Source organism: uncultured Roseibium sp. (assembly GCF_947499295.1).
GTDB lineage: Bacteria > Pseudomonadota > Alphaproteobacteria > Rhizobiales > Stappiaceae > Roseibium.
Genome location: NZ_CANMNP010000002.1, coordinates 416,836 through 435,591, shown reverse-complemented (window position 1 = coordinate 435,591; position 18,756 = coordinate 416,836). Strand labels below are relative to the sequence as shown.

Here is an 18,756-nt window from a genome sequence, read left to right as displayed (position 1 = left end):
TCTCCTCAGCCCTTGAGATTGTTGTAACGGCCATAGATCAGGCCGAACATTCCAACGGCATAGATGTCATCTCCATCCAGCTCGAGCAGCACCTGAGGCAGGCTCTGGTAAGCTTGTCCGGAGATGAAAATACCGTGGCGTGTCAGATCGAATGTGGTCAGGTGCAACGGGCACGGCCCCAGCACCTTGTCCTCGGACTTGTAAGTGCCCTGAAGCGGTCCACCCTGGTGGGTACAGGTGTAGTTGAACGCAACCACATCCTTATTGGGTCCGATCCCTCCGCCGGCTTCACGGCCGAGCTTGACCAGCATGGATTCCGAATAAGCGCCGTCATCGGGATAGGTGAAGTCGAGAGGCTCGTCCTCTTTCAGCTCCGAGAGCTTGCCGATCAGCTTGCGTTCGTAGGTCGAAACCACCGCCGGAACCTTTGCAGATGAAGGGCCAGCCTTCAGAGCGACCATGACCGTGAACGTGGTGATGCCCGACGTCAGAAGAAACTGACGTCTGTTCATGAGGCACCGCTTGCCTGTCTTGGCAACGTCCTTCGGGCCGTTGATGGCTTCGATCAGAGCCGGATCGATCGGTTTTTGATGTTTCGTCATAATCCGTCTCCTTAGTTCGAAGCCGCCGGAAGGACGTCGTATTCGGGAAGCTCAGGCTCCTCCATCACGATGCGTTCACCGGAAAGGCTTTCCAGAAAGGCCAGCAGATCGGCTTTTTCGTCGTCATTGAGGCCGAGAGGTTTGATGAGTTCGCTTTTGGTTTCAGCGAACTGGTTTTCACCGCCGCCCTGGTTGTAGAACTCGATGACGTCTTCCAGCGTTTCGATCATGCCGTTGTGCATGTATGGCGCCGTGTACTTTGTGTAGCGCAACGACGGAACGCGGAATTTGCCGAGGTGGTTCTTGTCCTTTGCACGGAAATAGACGCCCGGATCATCCTTGTAGGACCGGTACATTTCCTCCGTGGATCCCTTCGCATAAAGCTCGTAACGGAAGGTGATCTGGGCAAGCTCGTCGGCTTCCCAACCGTCATAGGCAGGCACACCGAGATTATAGTATTTCTGGTTGCTCAGCAGCGCCCCGTTGTGACACTGGGAGCATCCTGCCTTGCCGGTGAACAGTTCCAAACCGCGCTTTTGGGCATCATCCAGAGCCGCATCATCGCCGCGCATATAGGTGTCGAATGGTGTGTCTGTTTGAACGAGTGTGCGCTCAAACGCGGCAATTGCCATCCAGGCGTGGCTCAGGCGCGGATACTCGGTTCCAAAGACATCCTTGAACCGCTCGCGGTATTCCGGAACGAATGCCAGGCGAGATTCAAGCATGTCATCTTCGCCATTCCCGGCGACCGCACCTTTGGCAGCCGACTTGGCCTGTGCTTCCAGCGACTTGGAAGATCCCGCCCAGAAGAGGTTGCCGTAATAGGCCGAGTTGATGATTGTCTGGGAGTTCCGCCAGTGAACCGTGCCCGGATATCCAAGCGAGATCTTGTCGGGGAAATCCCACCCGGCGTCGGGTAGATGGCACGCCGAGCATGGCATTGCGCTGTTGCCGGAAAGACGCGGATCGAAAAACAACATCTTGCCGAGTTCGATCTTTTCCGGTGTTTGCGGGTTGTCTGCCGGAATGGGCGGGTCACCCAGCGGTGCAAGGTCTGCCGGCCGATCTGCGGCGATTGCTCCGGTGGCGATTGCCAGCACTGATGCGCCTGCAAGAGCCCATGCGGAGACGGCTTTCTTCATGGCTTTTGACATGATCCTGTCTCCTCAATTGGTCGCGTTTTTCCAGTCGGGAACGACTTCATATGCGTAGTCATCCTGTTCCCAGACATAGGCGGGTTGGTTGTAGCTATCGCCGGAAAGCGCTTTCAGAAATTCAACCAGGTCAGCCTTTTCGCCGCGGGTTAGTTCAAGCGGCTTCAAACGAGAATCCTTGTTCAAGTCATCACCACCACCCTGGTTGTAGAATTCGACCACGTCTTCCAGCGTTGCCAGCGTGCCATTGTGCATGTACGGCGCGGTGTAAGTCAGCTCGCGTAAGGTCGGCGTCATGAATGTTCGTTTCGAACTTTCCTTGTGATCGCGGATGTAGGCTCCGAGATCCGTGCGCACGTTCATGTAGTTTTCGACACCCATGAATTTCGCATAGGCAACGTATGTCTGATGCCGCAGCGGGTCGGACCAGATGTCCGGGTTGTCGGGAACGCCGATATTGTGCGGCTGGTCGTCGGTGAAACGGTCACCGGAATGACAGGCCGTGCAGCCGGCCTTGCCCTTGAAGTTCACGTAGCCGCGTTTCGCAGCTTCGCTCATTTCACCGGTATCGAACGGAGAACCTGAAGAGGCGATCGACTTCAGGAACTCCTGAAGCGCTGAGCGCGCACCGCCGTTTGAAGGTTCACCCTTGCCGGCAGCCTTGAACATTTCCACATAGACCGGATCCTGCTTCAGACGCTCCTGCATCATCCGCATGTCCATGTTCATGATGTAGTCTTCCGTGATCATTTCACGGGAAACGTCGTTCAGGTTCGTGCCGAGGCGGCCATCATGCATCCAGGCCGCACGCTGGCCGACATTGGCAAGCGTGGGCGTGTTTCGAAAACCTTCCGACCCGCTATAGGCCGTTGAAAGGGCCTCACCGTCCGAAAAGGCGAGATCCGGCTGATGGCAAGATGAACAGGAAAGGTTGGTGTCGCCGGACAGGCGTGTGTCGTAGAAAAGACGCTTGCCGAGTTCGGCCAGCTCGGGATTGACCTCCATCGGCGTAACCGGACCCTGATCTGCGGACCAGGCAGCCGTGGTGGCTAATAGCAGAGCTGCAATACTTGCAGTTAGGCGCATAGGACCCTCCGTAGTGGAGAGGAGTATTAGAACGCGATCACCACTGAATCCGGCGACCGCTCAACTCCCCCCTCACGGCGAGTATTCACTTGTGAAAATCATCAGCACTGATTGCAATCAATCGTCCGTTTTTTTGAGTAATCATACGTAGAGATTTGAAGTAAAACCGAACATTCAAACATTCGAAATTATATAATTATCAAACATTTGTGACGATTGATATTGCTCAATTATGTATTCGGAGACAGACCATATAGTCCCCTCAACAGTAGGGGCCTGATATGAGACCAATGAACGGACTATCGGCGGAGAGCTATACTGAAGATCAAGATGCCGGCAATCTGTGCAGTCTGGAACACAGCTGCGGTTTTCATTCTCAAAACTGTATTTGCGCCGCTCTTCGCACGACCTTTGGAATAGATCTCCCGAAGGGTGCGCATAGATATGCGCTTGCGACCGGACAGGAAATAGACCCCGAGACACTTCCAAATTCACCTGTTATCGGCATCCTGACCGGTGCGGTCGGGATCGTTGCCCACCTCAGCGATGGCAGAAGAACGATCACCGGTCTGTTCCTGCCGGGCGACTACATCAATCTTGCGACACTGCAACGTCAGTTCGACGGCTCGATAACAGCGCTTACGCCCAGCGCGGTCCAGTTGATGGAATACCCGATTTTCGAGAAACTTCTCAGTCGGTCCGATACAGCCAGAGACCACTTTATCGATCAGACAAACAATTTTCTTTTCCGCTTGCTCGATCACAGCAATGATCTTGCCAAGAAGACGCCTATCGAACGCATTGCTGCATTCATTTTTGAGCTCAAAAGCCGGATGCTGCCGCGAAGTGGACATCAGTTCAATTCGATCACAATTCCATTCGGGCGCCGCGACATCGCCGATTATCTCGGACTTCAGCCTGAAACCGTCAGCAGAGGTTTTACGACGCTGACAAATGAAGGGGTTATCAGCCTTCCCGAGGCCGAGCTGGTAACCATCGAGGACGTTCGCCGATTGCGTCTGATTGCCAATGGGGGGCGTCCCAGAAAACGCGGCGCCTAGTGTCGCTCACTCATGGCACCCAATTGGGCTGCCTTTCGTTCCCAAATTTCAAACTGCCGAGCCATCGCGGTCAACAGGTGTCGTAAACGCCACTTTCGGACCGGTAGCCAGGTCAACCTGGAGTGAACCCATGCCAAGCGCATTTTTCAAATATGCTGCGGTGGCTTCCGTCATGGCCGCCATACTTCTTGCGACATCGCCAATCTTTGCTGATGGCACATCTTCCAGCGCGAAGATCGATCAAATCAGCGACCCGTTGGCTGACCGGGTGTTGGACATGTTTCGGTTTGAGCCGAATTTCGTTGCCCTGAAAACAGGTGAACGGGTCACCTTCAACAATTCCAGGGGTCAGCACACGGTGGTCAGCGTCAAGGGACTGATACCAGACGGTGTTGAAAAGATCTCGGTGGCCAACACCGCATCCGAAACCCTGACAATGGACGTGCCGGGACTTTATGTCCTGACCTGCAAGGTTCATGGCCGGTATGGGATGGTCATGCTGCTGGCTGTCGGAGAACCCGACGCCTGGAAAAATCCACCGGAAAGCTGGACCAGGAAACTCTCCGGCCGCCACGATGAAAAGCTCCAGGAACTGCTGGCAAAGCTGGACGCAAAATTCCCGCGTTAAACCGCTTCTTTCGCGTTTTCTTGTGGCTTCCAGATCAGCAGCAAAGCTGCGCGTTTGCCAAGAGCAGTATCAAAAAACAGCCAGTCCTGAGGCTTCTCAAGGACCGGCTGCGTTCTTCCTAAAGTCCCATATCTGCTCTGAACGGATAAAACTTCAGCTCAGATCCCGGTTCTATGCTTGAACAGCCTGCAGTAACCGCACCCAAACCGTCTGCCTCAATGAGAGGCATGAGACGAGCGGAGCCGGCTCTGCCCGTCTTCTCAAGAAGCGGAAAACCTTCTTGTGACGTGCCGACGATGTTGCAGGGAAAGAATTCCTGCCGTCCCGGTCTTCGTTGCCAGCCAAAGGCAGCTCTGGCGTTCAGGACCAACGGCGCGCGCTGCACGGCACCGGCAAGCGCTTCAAGAACCGGCCTGCCGACCAGCAGAAAATCAACAAAACAGGCAAGCGGATTTCCCGGCAACCCGAGGTATACCGCCTTGCCGATCTTTCCAAGCGCGATCGGCTTGCCGGGCTTAATTGCCATGCGCCAGCCTTCTATGCTGCCACCTGCGGCAACTACGGCAGCCTTCAAATGATCTTCCTCGCCGACCGAGACGCCGCCTGATGTAATGATGAGATCGTGATCCCCTGCAGCTTCCCGCAGCGTCTCCGAGATCGCGCCGAGATCATCCTTGATGATCCCCAGATCAGTCGTCTCCACGGCATTCGAATTGAGAAGCGTGCGCAGCATCGGCCGGTTGGTGTCGAAGATATGGCCAGGCCCCATTCCTACACCGGTATCGCGCAGCTCATTGCCGGTCGACAGCACAGCCACCCGAATTTTCCTGACAACACATGCTGTCTGATAGCCGCTGGCAGTCATCAGCGCAGTGTGGCGCGCATCAAGGCGCGTGCCGCTGCGGACAAGGGATTGGTTGACTTGAACGTCTTCGCCAGCACGGCGAATGTTGTCGCCTTCCGGGACGTCGAAATTCGGCACAACGCAGCCATCCGAAACGGTCGCGTGTTCCTGCATGACAACGGACCTGGTTCCATTTGGCGTTGGAGCGCCGGTCATGATGCGGACGGCTTCGTCCGTCGCAATTCGGCCTTTCGGGCAATCTCCGGCAATCATTCGTCCGACAATCTTGAGCGCTTTTTTCCCACTTCCGCCCAGCGCATATCCGTCAACGGCTGAGTGATCATGAATTGGCAGGGAGAAAAGCGAAACCGTTTCGCCAAAGTTGACCCTTCCGGCGGCGCCTGGCAAAGGCACATCTTCAAATTCTGTGATTTTGCTGCAAAGGCTGACAGCCCGTGACACGGTATCATTAACGCTCGAAAGGCGGTTTTCCTGGCTATTGTCACAACAATCGAACTTGGCTTTGCTTTCCATGGACTTGATTCCGGAATGAGTTGTTGCTTGGTTTTTCAAGATCCAGAAAAGCTAACTCAGACCCGTCCGTCTTTCTTTGACGAGCGTCAAAGGCGTTTTCTTTGAAGAGACGTCCATCCCACAATCGACAGCAGCGAATTAGGTTTTTCAACTCAAGCAATGTCTGATTGCCATCTCACCTAAGGCGCGCGCCTCGCTTTACCTGGCGACACAGCTGCTATCGGGATCCATTCGATGTCCGGCAGGAAGCGTCTCACTTTCAAGGCTCCCCGGGACAGAACATGTGTTAGCGTCAGCACAAGATTTCATGCCGCGCAGTTGTTCAAGCGAAAACTCGAAAATGATTGCAGAAGGACCAAACGTCAAAAATGATGAAGCTAGATCGAGCCTATTCAGCTGTCCTGTTCGATATGGATGGAACGTTGCTGGATTCGCGTGTCGTAATCGAACGGATCCTAACGGAATGGGCCGTTGCAAATCAAGTTGATCCTGATGCCTTGCTCGCAGTTTCACATGGTCGAAGGACAATCGACACTCTAAAGGACTTCGCGAATGCCGGCACCGATTGTGAGGCGGAAGCTGCAAAAATTGAGTCGGCGGAAACTGCCGATGTGCGTGGCATCATCCCTGTTCCGGGCGCAGTCGAGCTTTTGAGCCGTTTGCCGCCCAAACGTTGGGCCATTGTGACGTCTGCGGGTCGCGACCTCGCTATCAAAAGGTTATCGGCTGCTGGTTTGCCTATACCTGAAGTGCTCGTGACTGCTGAAGACATCGAACACGGAAAGCCGGATCCTTCCGGATATCATCTGGCTGCCAAAAAGCTCAGTACGACCACCGACCAGTGCCTTGTCTTTGAAGACGCTCCGGCGGGAATTCAGGCAGGGATGAACGCTGGAAGTGATGTGATTGCCATCGGCTGTGCAAGTCCCACCAATACAAAACCTGCATGCCCACTGATTTCAGATTTTGAAGCCATCGAGTTCCGATTGACCTGATCCAATGCAGCTTCGTTGCAAGGCAGGATACTTCAATTTTGACACCAAAAACGGATCCGACGTTGAATTCAAAAGACTGAGAAATGAATTTCAACCTGCAAGAAGGCTGGAAAGTTGAGCCGCGGCTGATTTCAGCTTGTCGACATGATTGATCGCATCATTGAGCGGCAGTCTTTGTTCCGGGGCGTGAAAAGAAAGGGTCGAAACCAATCGGCCATTGGCTTCGATGATTGGAACCGCAACGGCAATCATGCCCTCCATGAATTCGCCGTTGTCAGTTGAAAAACCGCGCTCCCGAACTTTCGCAACCTCTTCAATCAGAACCTGGGGGGCCGTGATCGTCGTCGCAGTCATGGCGTCCAGTTTCGTCGAGGCCGAGTAGTTCCTGAGGTGCCTGCGATCAAGACTGCTCAGATACATCTTGCCGCTTGCTGTGCAGTAAAACGGCACTCTTGTGCCAACCGGCAGCTGAATGCGCAAAGGCCATTTGGTTTCCACGCGGTCCAGATAAATCATTGCATCGCGGTCAGGGATGGCAATGTTGCAGGTCTCGCCGATGTCTTCTGCAAGCTTTGCCAGGATTGCCAGACGCGCGGTACGAATGCGCAACGACGACAGGATGCCAGCCGACATCTTCCGCAAGCGAAGACCGGGCGAGTAACCCCTTCCGTCAATTTCCCGCTGGATGAAACCTTCGCTTTCCAGCGTGGTAAACAGCCTGTGGATAGTCGGCTTTGGCAAACCGAGCTTGGAATTCAGTTCCGTGGGGGTGACCGGAACGCCTGATTCGGCCAATTCTTCGAGAACGAACAGCAAACGCAGATTGGTTGGAATTGCATTTTCCCTGCCGTTTTCGTCCACCATGCAGTCCCCTTCCCCCTGTACTGCCTCCGCTTTAACCGGTTGGGACCAGCATTGTCGAGAGGGTCGGGACCATGGCGACAATAAACCAGACCACCAGAAGCGAGATCAGATAAGGCACCGTGTACCTCAGAAGTCGGAAATAGGGAACGCCCGTTACGCCCGACGCAACATAGAGATTAAGTCCGTATGGCGGGGTGACGAAGCCTATTGAAGCTCCAACGAGAAAGATGACGCCGAATTGCAGAGGATCAACACCGACCGAGTGGGCCGCTGGCGCAAGGATGGGTGCAAGGATGATCGTCACAGGAAGACTTTCAAGCACCATTCCCGCGACGAAAACGATCATCATCGATGTGAACAGAACGGCATAATAACCTCCCATGCCCGTCACGAAATCGCCAATGATCTGCTGTGCACCGAGCACGGAAAGAATTTGCTGCATCACCACTGAAACGGCGATCAGCGGTGCGAGAATGCCGGCAATCTGCGCTGAGCGCATCGTAATGCGCGGCAGCTCGAGCGGGCCGAAGCCTTTGACGACAAGATATTCTGCGATGTTTCGTTCTTTGTAGCTGCGTTCTTCTGAAGGTGAGCCCAGCAACTTGAACAGCGGCAAACTGATGAAACCGACCAGAACGCAGAAGCCGACCGTGACGCCCGCAGCTTCCGTCGGTGAAAACTTGCCGGTGTAAATGCCCCAGAGCACGAGACCGATGGCAAAGAAGCCCAGCCAGGCACCGGTTGCCGTCTTGAACACCCGGATGAAATCCAGCTGAATGAGATGACCCCAGGCATTTCTGCTGCAAATGACAAATGCGACCAGCATCATGGCGCCGACCATCATCGCGCCAGGAACAATTCCGGCGAGGAACAACTCGGAAATCGGCAGATTCAGCAGGAAACCATAGACAATGAAGATGATCGACGGCGGGATGATAATCCCGACCGTACCACCGGCGGCGGCCGTCGCCGCTGAAAAGCGCTCGTCATACCCACCCTTGACCATTTCCGGGTGCAGCATCGAACCGATCGTTGCTGTCGTCGCGGAGTTGGAGCCAGATATGGCGGCAAACAATCCGCAAGCGCCAAGACTGGCCATCGCAAGACCACCGCGCAGCCAGCCAAGGCAGGCATAAGCAAAGTCGGACAGCCGCTTGGCAATCCCCGACCGGTTGATCAGGTCTCCTGTCAGAATAAAGAGCGGCATGGCAAGAAGCGCAAAACCGTCCGTGAACACGTCGGCAAGCGCCGCACCGGTGTTGATAAGGGGAAGGCCCAGCACAAAGCTCATGCCGATCACCCAGTATCCGATGACAAGAAACACAGGCACGCCCAGCATGAACAAGACTGTGACGCCGATTGAGATGAGAGTGGTCCAGGTACCGTCAGTCATGTCTTGAATTCCTCAGTCTGAGCCAATCGCGACGGCGCCGGTAAGCGGCTTTCCGGTCATCAGGTTTTTCACGTCAATCATCCAGTTCTCCATTGCCCGGGCCGCAATCAGCAAGAATGCGAGCGGCACGGAAATGAGGAACCACCACTGCAGCACGTTGTCGGTGCCGAGCATGATTTGGAAATTTGCAGCAGAGTTCGCCGCAACCTGTGTGGAGGTGACAACAACAACCCAGGAAAAGCCGAGCCATAAAAGGGCGTCCAAGGTAAGACACATAAATTGTGCGGGACGCGGCATAGCCATTCGAAATTCAGAAAACGCCAAATGCGTCCGGAGCTTTACATTATAGGCACAGCCCATCCACGTCATGATCAGGAACAGGAAAGGAGGAAGCGTGGTCGACCAGGGTGCCTGCACGTTCAAAACAAATCGCCGGAAGACCTCAACAAATATGATCGCGCCAATCAGGAGATAGGTCGACGTCATGATTGTGGCTTCGAGGCTCCGCTCGATCCACGGCACATAGTGATAGACAAGCACGATCAGGGCGCCGCCAATAAGGGTAACAAAGGCTCCGACAACCCAAGCTGCATCGGTTTTCAGGGCTTCACTGATCATCCAGGCATCGTTTGACAAAACAGCACTGAAGATCTCGGCAGCTTCGCTGACGATACTCATGACATGTCTCCTCCCAAGCCAGACATTGTCTGGACTTTTGCAGCTGGTGACCACTCCGTTTCAATGCCGGCTCGTCCGGGCACCAGATCTGCAACGTAACCCATGGAGCCCACGGCGCGTGCCATGGGGTTCTTGAAATACGTTTCTGAAAACGCAGTCCCTGGAAACGTATATGAAGTTCCCCTCAGGCCCCATCTGTGAAAAGGGCGGCGGGGTCCTCCACCCCGCCGCCACTGTTTTCTTCTCGTCAGCCCTTCCACCAACGGCGAGGCTCTACGTTTTCCGGCTTCATGTCGGCTGGCACTTCGCGGGCCACGCGATAGAGTTCCGCGTAGGTATCCATGCCGCCAGCCCAGTTGTTGATGCGCTCGCGCCATTGTGCCCATGGCTCCGGATTGAATTCCGGCGAACACATTTCCTCAGCCATCTTGATCTGATCATCAGACAGGAAGGCCGGACGAACGTCGTTCTCGGCAAAGAGCGTACCCGGCATGACCGGATCAGAGAAACCGACGGTCTTGACCAGCGCCGCCTCGTTGGCGGCCTGAACATGAACCTGCGCCAGATAGGCCGATTCCATAACCGCATCCTGCAGATTTGCCTCAAGGCTGTCGAAGACCTTGGCGGACATGGCAGTGTGCTCAGTGCCGCAGAAGAAGCGCAGGTCGACCGATTGCGAAACGACCGGCGACATGTTGGCGTAGGCAACGGCAGAAGCCCAGGTTTCCGCACCGTCGATCAGGCCGGTTTTCAAGCCATCCAACGTCTCTTCCCAGGCAACAGGAACCGGATTCAGGTTCAGGAGTTGCATGGCAATACGACCCAGCTGAGTGCCGGTAACGCGGTTTTTGGTTCCGAACAGCTCTTCAAGTTTCGTAACCGTCGGCTTGTCCGCAAAGGATTGACCAAGCTGGATACCTCGCAATTCGCAGTGGCTGAAGAGGAACTTCAGACCATGGCGTTTTTCGAGCGGATCACGCAGGATCTTCTGGGACTCCGGGCTGTAAAGGAAATGATACTGCGACGCGCGGCCCGGGAACACATAGGCATAGTCGAGAACGTTCAGGTAAGGTGCGCCGCCAGCAGAGTTCTGGGTTGAAGCAGCGTAAATATCCACGATGCCGTTCTGTGTTTTTTCAACACAGTTCAACTGACCGCAGATCTGGTTGTCACCGATGAATTCAATTCTGATCTCACCATCGGTACGCTCTTCCAGGTCACGCGCAAATTCCAGACACCCTGCCCGCTCGATCAACAAGTTGCGTGCATTGAAGCCCGAAGCTCCGAACTTGAGAGTGTGCTTTGCTTCCTTCTTGTAACGCTTTTCGTAAGTGGACTCCGCGGCTGAAGCGAGTGCGCTCAGAGAAACCGTGCCTCCGAGAGCGCTTGCAGCAAACAGTGTGGACGACAGACCGTATCGTCCGGCAACCTGGAAAAACTCCCGACGAGAGACCCCATCAAGCTTATCCGAAATTTTCATGAACTCCTCCTCCGTGTTCATATTCGGCAATTTTTGAGACTTGCAGTATCATTTTTAATCATTATTGTTGCTACCGCAAGGAAAACTTCACTCGGTTCCAATTCGCGTCTTTTGGAGGGCCTGATAGATGGGAGCGCAAAAAGCCGATTATATCGTCGTTGGCGGCGGTTCTGCCGGATGTGTGCTGGCAAACCGTTTGAGCGAAGATCCGTCGAACCGCGTGATCCTGCTTGAGGCCGGTCCGCGCGACTGGAACCCATGGATTCACGTGCCGGTCGGCTACTTCAAGACAATGCACAACCCTTCCGTTGACTGGTGCTATCGCACTGAACCGGATGAGGGAATCAACAAGCGAACCATCGACTGGCCACGCGGCAAGGTGCTTGGGGGATCATCTTCGCTGAACGGCCTGCTTTATGTGCGCGGTCAAAAGGAAGACTATGATCGCTGGCGCCAGATGGGCAACGAAGGCTGGGGTTGGGATGACGTTCTGCCACTGTTCAAGCGGTCTGAAAATCAGGAGCGTGGAGAAGATGATTATCACGGCGTGGGGGGAGAACTTTCCGTTTCGAACATGCGCCTGCAACGGCCGATATGCGACGCATGGGTCGCAGCTGCCCAGGAAGCCGGCTATCCGTTCAACCCCGACTACAATGGCCCAACCCAGGAAGGCGTCGGCTATTTTCAGCTGACGACCCGCAATGGCCGGCGCTGCAGTTCTGCGGCCGCTTTCCTCAAACCCGCCCGCAAGCGACCGAACTTGCAGATTGTCACCAAGGCTCTGGTCCGCCGGATCGAGATCGAGGACGGTCGCGCCACCGGCGTCACGTATCTGAACGGCTCCGGCAAAGAGCATACCGTCCACTGCTCTCGTGAAGTGGTTCTCTCGTCCGGTGCGATCGGATCGCCGCAAGTTCTTATGCTGTCGGGTGTCGGAGATGCCGAACAACTCAAAGATAACGGCATTGAAGTGCAGAACCACTTGCCAGCCGTTGGCAAGAACCTTCAGGACCACCTGCAGGCCCGTTTGGTATTCAAGTGCAATGAGCCGACCCTGAATGACGAAGTGCGCAGCCTTTTCAATCAGGCACGCATATTTGCCAAATACGCACTGTTCCGCGCAGGCCCCATGACAATGGCTGCCAGTCTCGCCGTTGGCTTCATGAGAACAGGCTCGCATGTCGAAACGCCCGATATCCAGTTTCACGTTCAGCCCTGGTCGGCGGACAGCCCCGGCGAAGGAGTGCATCCGTTTTCAGCTTTCACCATGTCGGTTTGTCAACTGCGCCCGGAGAGCCGTGGCGAGATTAAATTGAATGGCAATGACCCGCGGACTTATCCGAAAATCCATCCCAATTACCTGTCGACGGAGCTGGATTGCCGTACCATCGTGGAGGGTGTGAAAGTGGCCCGGAAAATCGCCCGGCACAGCCCTTTGAAATCGAAGATTTCCGAGGAATTCCGTCCGACAAGGGATCTCGATCTGGAGGATTATGAGGGGACCCTTGATTGGGCACGCAGCAATTCCTCCTCAATCTATCACCCGACAGGGACCTGCAAGATGGGGCAAGGACCGGGATCGGTCGTCGATTCGCGGCTTCGCGTTCACGGCATTCGCGGTCTCAGGGTCGCCGATTGCTCGATCATGCCGGAAATCGTCAGCGGCAATACCAACGCGCCCGCCATCATGATCGGCGAAAAAGCCAGCAACATGATCCTGGAAGACCACGCGGGTTCGATCTGATCATCATTTTTATAATATCAGGAGACGCACTATGAAGATGACCACGGAAGAGGCATTCGTCAAAGTACTGCAGATGCATGGGATCGAGCAGGCATTCGGTATTATCGGGTCCGCGATGATGCCAGTGAGTGACCTGTTTCCAAAGGCTGGGATCAATTTCTGGGATTGCGCCCACGAGACGAATGCCGGTCTGATGGCGGACGGGTTTACCCGCTCCACCGGAAAGATGTCGATGGCGATCGCACAGAACGGTCCAGGTGTGACCGGTTTCGTGACGCCGATCAAGACAGCCTATTGGAACCACACCCCTCTCTTGCTGGTAACACCACAAGCAGCCAACAAGACCATCGGTCAGGGCGGCTTCCAGGAAATGGAGCAGATGAGGCTTTTTGCCGACAGCGTCTGCTATCAGGAAGAAGTGCGTGACCCAAGCAGGATACCGGAAGTTCTCAACCGCGTCATAATGCAGGCCTGGCGCTGCAGCGCACCGGCACAAATGAACATTCCGCGAGATATGTGGACCCAGGTGATTGACGTCGATCTGCCGCAAGTGGTCGCATTTGAACGTCCTGCCGGTGGAGAACAAGCGGTGAGCGAAGCCGCCAAACTTTTGTCGGAGGCCGAATTTCCGGTAATCTTGTCCGGTGCCGGTGTGATACTGGGCGGTGCGATCCCGGATGTCGTTGCACTTGCCGAACGATTGGAAGCCCCGGTTTGCTCCAACTATCAGCACAATGACAGCTTTCCTGGCCAGCATCCCCTGGCGGCTGGTCCTCTTGGCTACAATGGCAGCAAGGCGGGCATGGAACTGATTGCCAAGGCTGATGTCGTGCTCGCACTCGGCACGCGGCTCAATCCATTCTCGACACTTCCAGGCTATGGCATCGATTACTGGCCGAAACAGGCGAAGGTGATCCAGGTCGACATCAATGCCGACCGCATCGGTTTGACCAAGAAGGTCACTGTCGGCATCCAGGGAGACGCGGGCAAGGTTGCACGCGGAATTTTGGCACAACTGGCTCCGAATGCAGGCGACAAGGGCCGGCAGGAACGACGTGACCTGATTGCGGTGACGAAGTCATCCTGGGCGCAGGAACTCTCCAGCCTCGATCACGAGGATGATGATCCCGGCACCGAATGGAATGTCGGAGCGCGCGAACGCGACGCCGATCTGATGTCCCCACGCAAGGCCTGGCGTGCAATCATGCAGGCTGTTCCTGAGGATGCAATTGTGTCCTCGGACATCGGCAACAACTGCGCTATCGGCAATGCGTATCCATCCTTCCGGCAAGGCCGGAAATATCTGGCACCTGGCCTGTTCGGTCCTTGCGGATATGGTTTTCCATCTATTCTCGGTGCAAAAATCGGCAATCCTGACACGCCAGTTATCGGCTTTGCCGGGGACGGTGCCTTCGGTATTTCGATGAACGAGATGACTGCATGCGGGCGAGACAACTGGCCGCCCATCACCATGGTGATTTTCCGAAATTACCAGTGGGGTGCGGAGAAGCGGAACACAACGCTGTGGTACGACAACAACTTTGTCGGCACGGAGCTAGACCGCGACACATCCTATGCCGGCATCGCACGGGCTTGTTCAGCCGAAGGCGTATCGGTCAAGTCGCAAGAGGAACTGACGGACGAACTGCACAAGGCCGTTGAACGTCAGATGAAGGAAGGCAAGACCACCTTCATTGAAGTGCTGCTCAACCAGGAGCTCGGCGAACCGTTCCGGCGGGATGCGATGAAGAAACCGGTTGTTGTCGCCGGCATCGACAAGGCCGACATGCGCCCGCAGCAAGGCGCTGCCTGACCCATTGAAACAATACGCGCGGCGGTGACACCGCCGCCGCGCCTTCATTTTCTGTCGCATGCGCAATCAAGGATTGGCGCAATGAAATCATTTGTCCCGACAACTGCGCAGATGCAGTCGCACTTTCCCGGCATCGCCGTCTCCGTCCTGATTGCCATATCGGCGCAGTTCCTGTCCGAGCATTACGGCGCACCAGCTATGCTCATGGCGTTGCTTCTGGGACTTTCCCTGCACTTTCTTGCGGAAGAGGGCACGCGCACCGAGCCTGGGATCTCGCTTTCCGCACGCACAGTGCTGCGGCTCGGCGTGGCACTGCTTGGCGCCAGAATAAGTGCCGACATGCTGGTAGGGCTCGGCACCCCGATGATCGCGCTCGTGATTTCAGGCGTGCTCGTGACAATCGTGTTTGCGCTGATTGTCTGCCGTCTAGTCGGACGGTCCATCGGCTTTGCGTTGTTGACCGGTGGGTCGGTCGCAATTTGCGGGGCCTCGGCGGCCATGGCCATTGCTGCGGTTCTGCCAAAACACGACAAATCCCAGCGGGATCTTGTCTTCACCGTGCTTTCGGTGACAGTCCTGTCGACGATTGCGATGGTGCTCTACCCGATGCTGTCGAACCTGTTCGGCTTTAGTCCCCGTGACAGCGGTGTCTTTTTGGGCGGAACCATCCACGACGTTGCGCAAGTTGTCGGGGCCGGATTTTCGATCAGCCCTGAAGTTGGGGAAAACGCCACTCTGGTCAAACTGATACGCGTTGCCATGCTGGCACCGGTGGTCCTGATTTTTTCACTTGCTTATCGCTCCAGCAGCAAGGCAACGACCGGCAAGAAGCCTCCCCTGCTTCCTGGCTTCGTCATTGGCTTTCTGATCCTCGCAATTTTGAATTCAATTGGCCTGATCCCGTCCTTCGTCTCGGAAGCTGCCGGCAATCTGTCTCGATGGTTTCTTCTGATTGCCATTGCAGCGGTTGGTCTCAAGACCTCCTTGAAAAAGATGCTCGATGTTGGCGGCGTTGCCATCGCCCTTATCGTCGCAGAAACGATATTCCTGGGAGGCTACGTTTTGATCGGCCTGCGTGTGATCGACTAGGTTTCCGTATGCTTCTGAACAGCTTTTTGGGCTTTCGGAGACCTCGAGCGCACCATCGGTGGCAATGCGGTGTTAGTCTGATTGTCGGGATCAATTGACCTTGATGAACCGACACCTGGAGACCAATGCCTCAACGCCCGGAAATCAAGGATCTCAGCCTGAAGGCCCTGGAGCTTTTCCAACTATGCGCCCGCCGCGGGTCTCTTCAGGCCGTTGCAACTGAAACCGGCCTTTCGCCAAGTACGGTTTCACACCATTTGCGCAACCTTGAAAGTTCCTTGCGCGTTCAATTGATAGACCACTCACGGCGCCCGCTTGTTCTGACACCAAAGGGCAAGATTTTCCTTCGCAACATTGATGATGCGTTGCATGCATTGCGCAAGGCCAGAGCCGAGGCCGCTGTCGGGGATATGTCTGATGCAAGTTATCTGAGGGTGGGAGCGATTGAGGACTTTGACAGCGACGTCATTCCCGCGCTCGCTGTCTCGCTGTTTGAAAGCATGCCGAATTGCGACTTCGTCTATCACACAGATTCAAGCCACCGGATTATGGAGATGCTGAAGAACCGGGACCTTGATATCGGCATAACCGCAACGTCAAATGAGCGGTTTCCAGATTGCGTTGAGCGACCGCTTCTGCGCGACCCGTTTGTCATGGTGTTGCCGAAGAACCTGGACTGGCGACCCGCCGAGGTTTTGAACGGCAAGGCAAACCTGCCGTTTCTGAGGTTCTCCAGCAATCTCGTGATTGCACGGCAGATCGAAGCGCAGCTGCGGCGGATAAACGTTTTGCCCGCACACCGGTTCGAGTGCGACAACAACCAGACCCTGCTTGCGATGGTTGCAGCCGGAACGGGTTGGGCCGTCACCACACCCCTCTTGTTTTCAAGAGCACGGCGCTTTCACACCCATGTTGAGATGCACCGTTTCCCTGGAAAAGGATTTGCGCGCAATCTGGCGGTGCTGGCAAACGACGACTGTTCGCGTTCCGTGCTGGATCTGGTGGAGGGATCCCTACGCGATCTCATCCAGGAAACCCTTATCAAACCCACTCAACGAGATGCGCCCTGGTTGGCGGAAAGCTTCAGGCTTCTGGACCGGACCTGAGGACTTTGACGACCGGGAAGTGACCGCCCGCTTTCAAAGGATTTTGAAACGGTCTCTAATATACCGGTCTTCGTCCTTTTCGAGATAAACAGGATGGTGGCTCTTGAGGATGTCCATTGCTCTTTCGCGCGCCCGGCCCCATGCATCCCGAGCGCCGTTTTGCGCCCAGGTTCTCGGCTCGTCCCGGTCAGCAAGCGCGGGATAAAAATAATCCCGTTCCATAGCCTGGTAAGTGTTTTCGCACCCCAGAAAATGCCCTTCTCCCAGAACCGCGTCTCGAATGGTTTCAAAGGCAAGACTTTTTTCGGTCACCTCGATGCCGCGCAAGGTGCGGTAGGTAAGTGAGTGCATTTCATCGTCCAACACGAAAGCCTCAAAACTCGCCCCAAGCAAGGATGCCGTCATGCCCGAACTCTCGTAGATGAGATTGCCACCAGCCAGTGCTGCTGCAAGCGATGTGATCCCCTTTTCGACGCCGGCCTGCGCATCGACAGCCTTGGCATCGGTCATTGAACAGGCAACGCCGGACGGGAGCCCAAGCCAGTTCGTCAATTGCGCGGAAGCAGCGTTCAAAAGGGCTGTTTCGCCACCACCACCTGAAAAGGCACCCGTGCGCAAGTCCACAACCAGTGGCCAGTTGGAAAAGATCATCGGAAATCCCGGGCAAATGGCGTGCACCATCACAAGGCTCGCAAGTGTTTCGGCAAGTGACTGCGCCAGAAAACCGGCGAGCGTCGCCGGTGCCGTCGCACCTGCCTGAGCGGCCGTGATACACGTCATCGGTATCTGGTGCCTGATGCATTCATAAACCACTCCGACGGCGTCCTCGCCATATCTCAGCGGCGAAATTACCGGGCTGATATGCGCTTTCAGAAACGGCTGCTTTGCGAATTGACCGCTGCCACCGGCAGCAACATCCAACATCTCCACGATCGGGCTGACATGCTCCGGTAAAGTAAAGGAGGTCGCGACCGGCTTGGTGGTGTTCTTGAGTAGCGCATAGACCGTGTTCACATCGAGATCGAAATTATCGGGAACATCCGTTGCGACGCAGCAGCGGGTGAACCAGCTGACATTCTGGAGTACGTCCTGTAGACGGGTAAAATTGTGCAGATCCGCAAGCGTTGACGGTCGATAGAGGCCGGTTTCCATATCAAGCGTTTGAACTGCCGCACCTCCGGTCCCGAAATAGACCCGGTCCGCACCGACAACAATGGACCGTTGCTCATCTCTCCCGTGAAAGGTGAAGGATTTAGCTGCCGAAGCGATCGCGGCCTCAACAAGCCTTTCCGGAAAGCACAGTCTGTCGCCGCTTCCAGACGATGCACCCGCAGCGATCAGATCCGCTCGAAGCCGGGCGGGCACCTCTCCCATACCAAGACTTGAAAGCAGGTCCAGGGCAGTTTGAAAAATCCGGCAAAGATCGGTTTCGTCGAGGGGCCTGTACCGCCCTCCCGGCTGACCGGGCGGACACGGGTCGATCAAAGGTTTAGCGGCCCGCATTGCCAATCGCTCCTTGCGGCCACCTCTCTTTTTTAGACCTCCTGCCAAAACGGATCCTCCAGAACCTTTGCGGTCGATTTCAAAAGATCCACAAAGCCGGCGCAATGAAATTGAGATGTATTTTAGAATTTCGTTTTAATATTTCTATTTTTTCGAATTTAGTGATCCCTGCGTTGTCGGCT

17 protein-coding genes are annotated in these 18,756 nt (G+C 55.4%); 7 read left to right on the top strand and 10 right to left on the bottom strand.

Features of this window, described 5'->3' with window-relative positions; translation table 11 throughout:
* Positions 1–5 precede the first annotated feature (5 nt).
* The 3 genes from Q0835_RS06085 to Q0835_RS06075 are packed head-to-tail and all read right to left on the bottom strand — an operon-like array spanning position 6 to position 2,842.
* Complete coding sequence (locus Q0835_RS06085; RefSeq protein ID WP_298813337.1) at positions 6–602, bottom strand: arsenate reductase (azurin) small subunit; 597 nt, start codon at positions 600–602, stop codon at positions 6–8.
* 11 nt (positions 603–613) lie between these two features.
* Positions 614–1,756: a cytochrome c peroxidase gene (locus tag Q0835_RS06080; RefSeq protein WP_298959341.1), complete on the bottom strand. Its 1,143-nt coding sequence runs from the start codon at positions 1,754–1,756 to the stop codon at positions 614–616.
* Between the two features lie 12 nt (positions 1,757–1,768).
* Positions 1,769–2,842: a cytochrome c peroxidase gene (locus Q0835_RS06075; protein ID WP_298813339.1), complete on the bottom strand. Its 1,074-nt coding sequence runs from the start codon at positions 2,840–2,842 to the stop codon at positions 1,769–1,771.
* Between the two features lie 281 nt (positions 2,843–3,123).
* Here Q0835_RS06075 and Q0835_RS06070 point away from each other — a divergent pair, with 281 nt between their 5' ends.
* On the top strand, positions 3,124–3,903 hold the full coding sequence (locus Q0835_RS06070) for a helix-turn-helix domain-containing protein (protein ID WP_298959337.1): 780 nt from the start codon (positions 3,124–3,126) through the stop codon (positions 3,901–3,903).
* A gap of 130 nt (positions 3,904–4,033) precedes the next feature.
* Positions 4,034–4,531: a plastocyanin/azurin family copper-binding protein gene (locus Q0835_RS06065; RefSeq protein ID WP_298813341.1), complete on the top strand. Its 498-nt coding sequence runs from the start codon at positions 4,034–4,036 to the stop codon at positions 4,529–4,531.
* Positions 4,532–4,649: 118 nt separating this feature from the next.
* On the opposite strand, the gene Q0835_RS06060 is transcribed toward Q0835_RS06065, so the two are convergent.
* Positions 4,650–5,909, bottom strand: a complete 1,260-nt coding sequence (locus Q0835_RS06060; RefSeq protein ID WP_298959334.1) for a molybdopterin molybdotransferase MoeA — start codon at positions 5,907–5,909, stop codon at positions 4,650–4,652.
* 368 nt (positions 5,910–6,277) lie between these two features.
* Between Q0835_RS06060 and Q0835_RS06055 the strand changes: the two genes are divergently transcribed.
* Positions 6,278–6,904, top strand: a complete 627-nt coding sequence (locus Q0835_RS06055) for an HAD-IA family hydrolase (protein WP_298959331.1) — start codon at positions 6,278–6,280, stop codon at positions 6,902–6,904.
* A gap of 90 nt (positions 6,905–6,994) precedes the next feature.
* Here Q0835_RS06055 and Q0835_RS06050 read toward each other — a convergent pair whose 3' ends face one another.
* From Q0835_RS06050 to Q0835_RS06030, 5 genes are all read right to left on the bottom strand, one after another.
* Positions 6,995–7,768: an IclR family transcriptional regulator gene (locus Q0835_RS06050; RefSeq protein WP_298813346.1), complete on the bottom strand. Its 774-nt coding sequence runs from the start codon at positions 7,766–7,768 to the stop codon at positions 6,995–6,997.
* 31 nt (positions 7,769–7,799) lie between these two features.
* Positions 7,800–9,161 carry a TRAP transporter large permease gene (locus tag Q0835_RS06045; RefSeq protein WP_298959328.1) on the bottom strand — a complete coding sequence of 454 codons (1,362 nt, stop codon included), beginning with the start codon at positions 9,159–9,161 and terminating at the stop codon, positions 7,800–7,802.
* 12 nt (positions 9,162–9,173) lie between these two features.
* Positions 9,174–9,839 (bottom strand): TRAP transporter small permease subunit, encoded by a 666-nt coding sequence (locus Q0835_RS06040; protein ID WP_298813349.1) that lies wholly within the window; start codon positions 9,837–9,839, stop codon positions 9,174–9,176.
* Complete coding sequence (locus Q0835_RS06035; protein WP_298813350.1) at positions 9,836–9,964, bottom strand: hypothetical protein; 129 nt, start codon at positions 9,962–9,964, stop codon at positions 9,836–9,838. The genes Q0835_RS06040 and Q0835_RS06035 overlap by 4 nt, the downstream gene beginning before the upstream one ends.
* 122 nt (positions 9,965–10,086) lie before the next feature.
* Positions 10,087–11,319, bottom strand: coding sequence for a TRAP transporter substrate-binding protein (locus Q0835_RS06030; RefSeq protein ID WP_298813351.1), 1,233 nt, complete (start codon positions 11,317–11,319; stop codon positions 10,087–10,089).
* 127 nt (positions 11,320–11,446) lie between these two features.
* Between Q0835_RS06030 and Q0835_RS06025 the strand changes: the two genes are divergently transcribed.
* From Q0835_RS06025 to Q0835_RS06010, 4 genes are all read left to right on the top strand, one after another.
* Positions 11,447–13,063 carry a choline dehydrogenase gene (locus Q0835_RS06025; RefSeq protein ID WP_298813352.1) on the top strand — a complete coding sequence of 539 codons (1,617 nt, stop codon included), beginning with the start codon at positions 11,447–11,449 and terminating at the stop codon, positions 13,061–13,063.
* Between the two features lie 31 nt (positions 13,064–13,094).
* Entirely contained in the window at positions 13,095–14,876 is a 1,782-nt protein-coding gene (xsc, locus tag Q0835_RS06020) for a sulfoacetaldehyde acetyltransferase (RefSeq protein WP_298813353.1), read from the top strand.
* 81 nt (positions 14,877–14,957) lie between these two features.
* A complete protein-coding gene (locus Q0835_RS06015; RefSeq protein WP_298813354.1) occupies positions 14,958–15,965 on the top strand; it encodes a putative sulfate exporter family transporter in 1,008 nt (335 codons plus the stop codon).
* A 125-nt stretch (positions 15,966–16,090) separates the two neighbouring features.
* Positions 16,091–17,071 carry a LysR family transcriptional regulator gene (locus Q0835_RS06010; protein WP_298959325.1) on the top strand — a complete coding sequence of 327 codons (981 nt, stop codon included), beginning with the start codon at positions 16,091–16,093 and terminating at the stop codon, positions 17,069–17,071.
* Positions 17,072–17,104: 33 nt separating this feature from the next.
* Here Q0835_RS06010 and Q0835_RS06005 read toward each other — a convergent pair whose 3' ends face one another.
* Entirely contained in the window at positions 17,105–18,622 is a 1,518-nt protein-coding gene (locus tag Q0835_RS06005; RefSeq protein ID WP_298959322.1) for a trimethylamine methyltransferase family protein, read from the bottom strand.
* Positions 18,623–18,756: the final 134 nt, after the last annotated feature.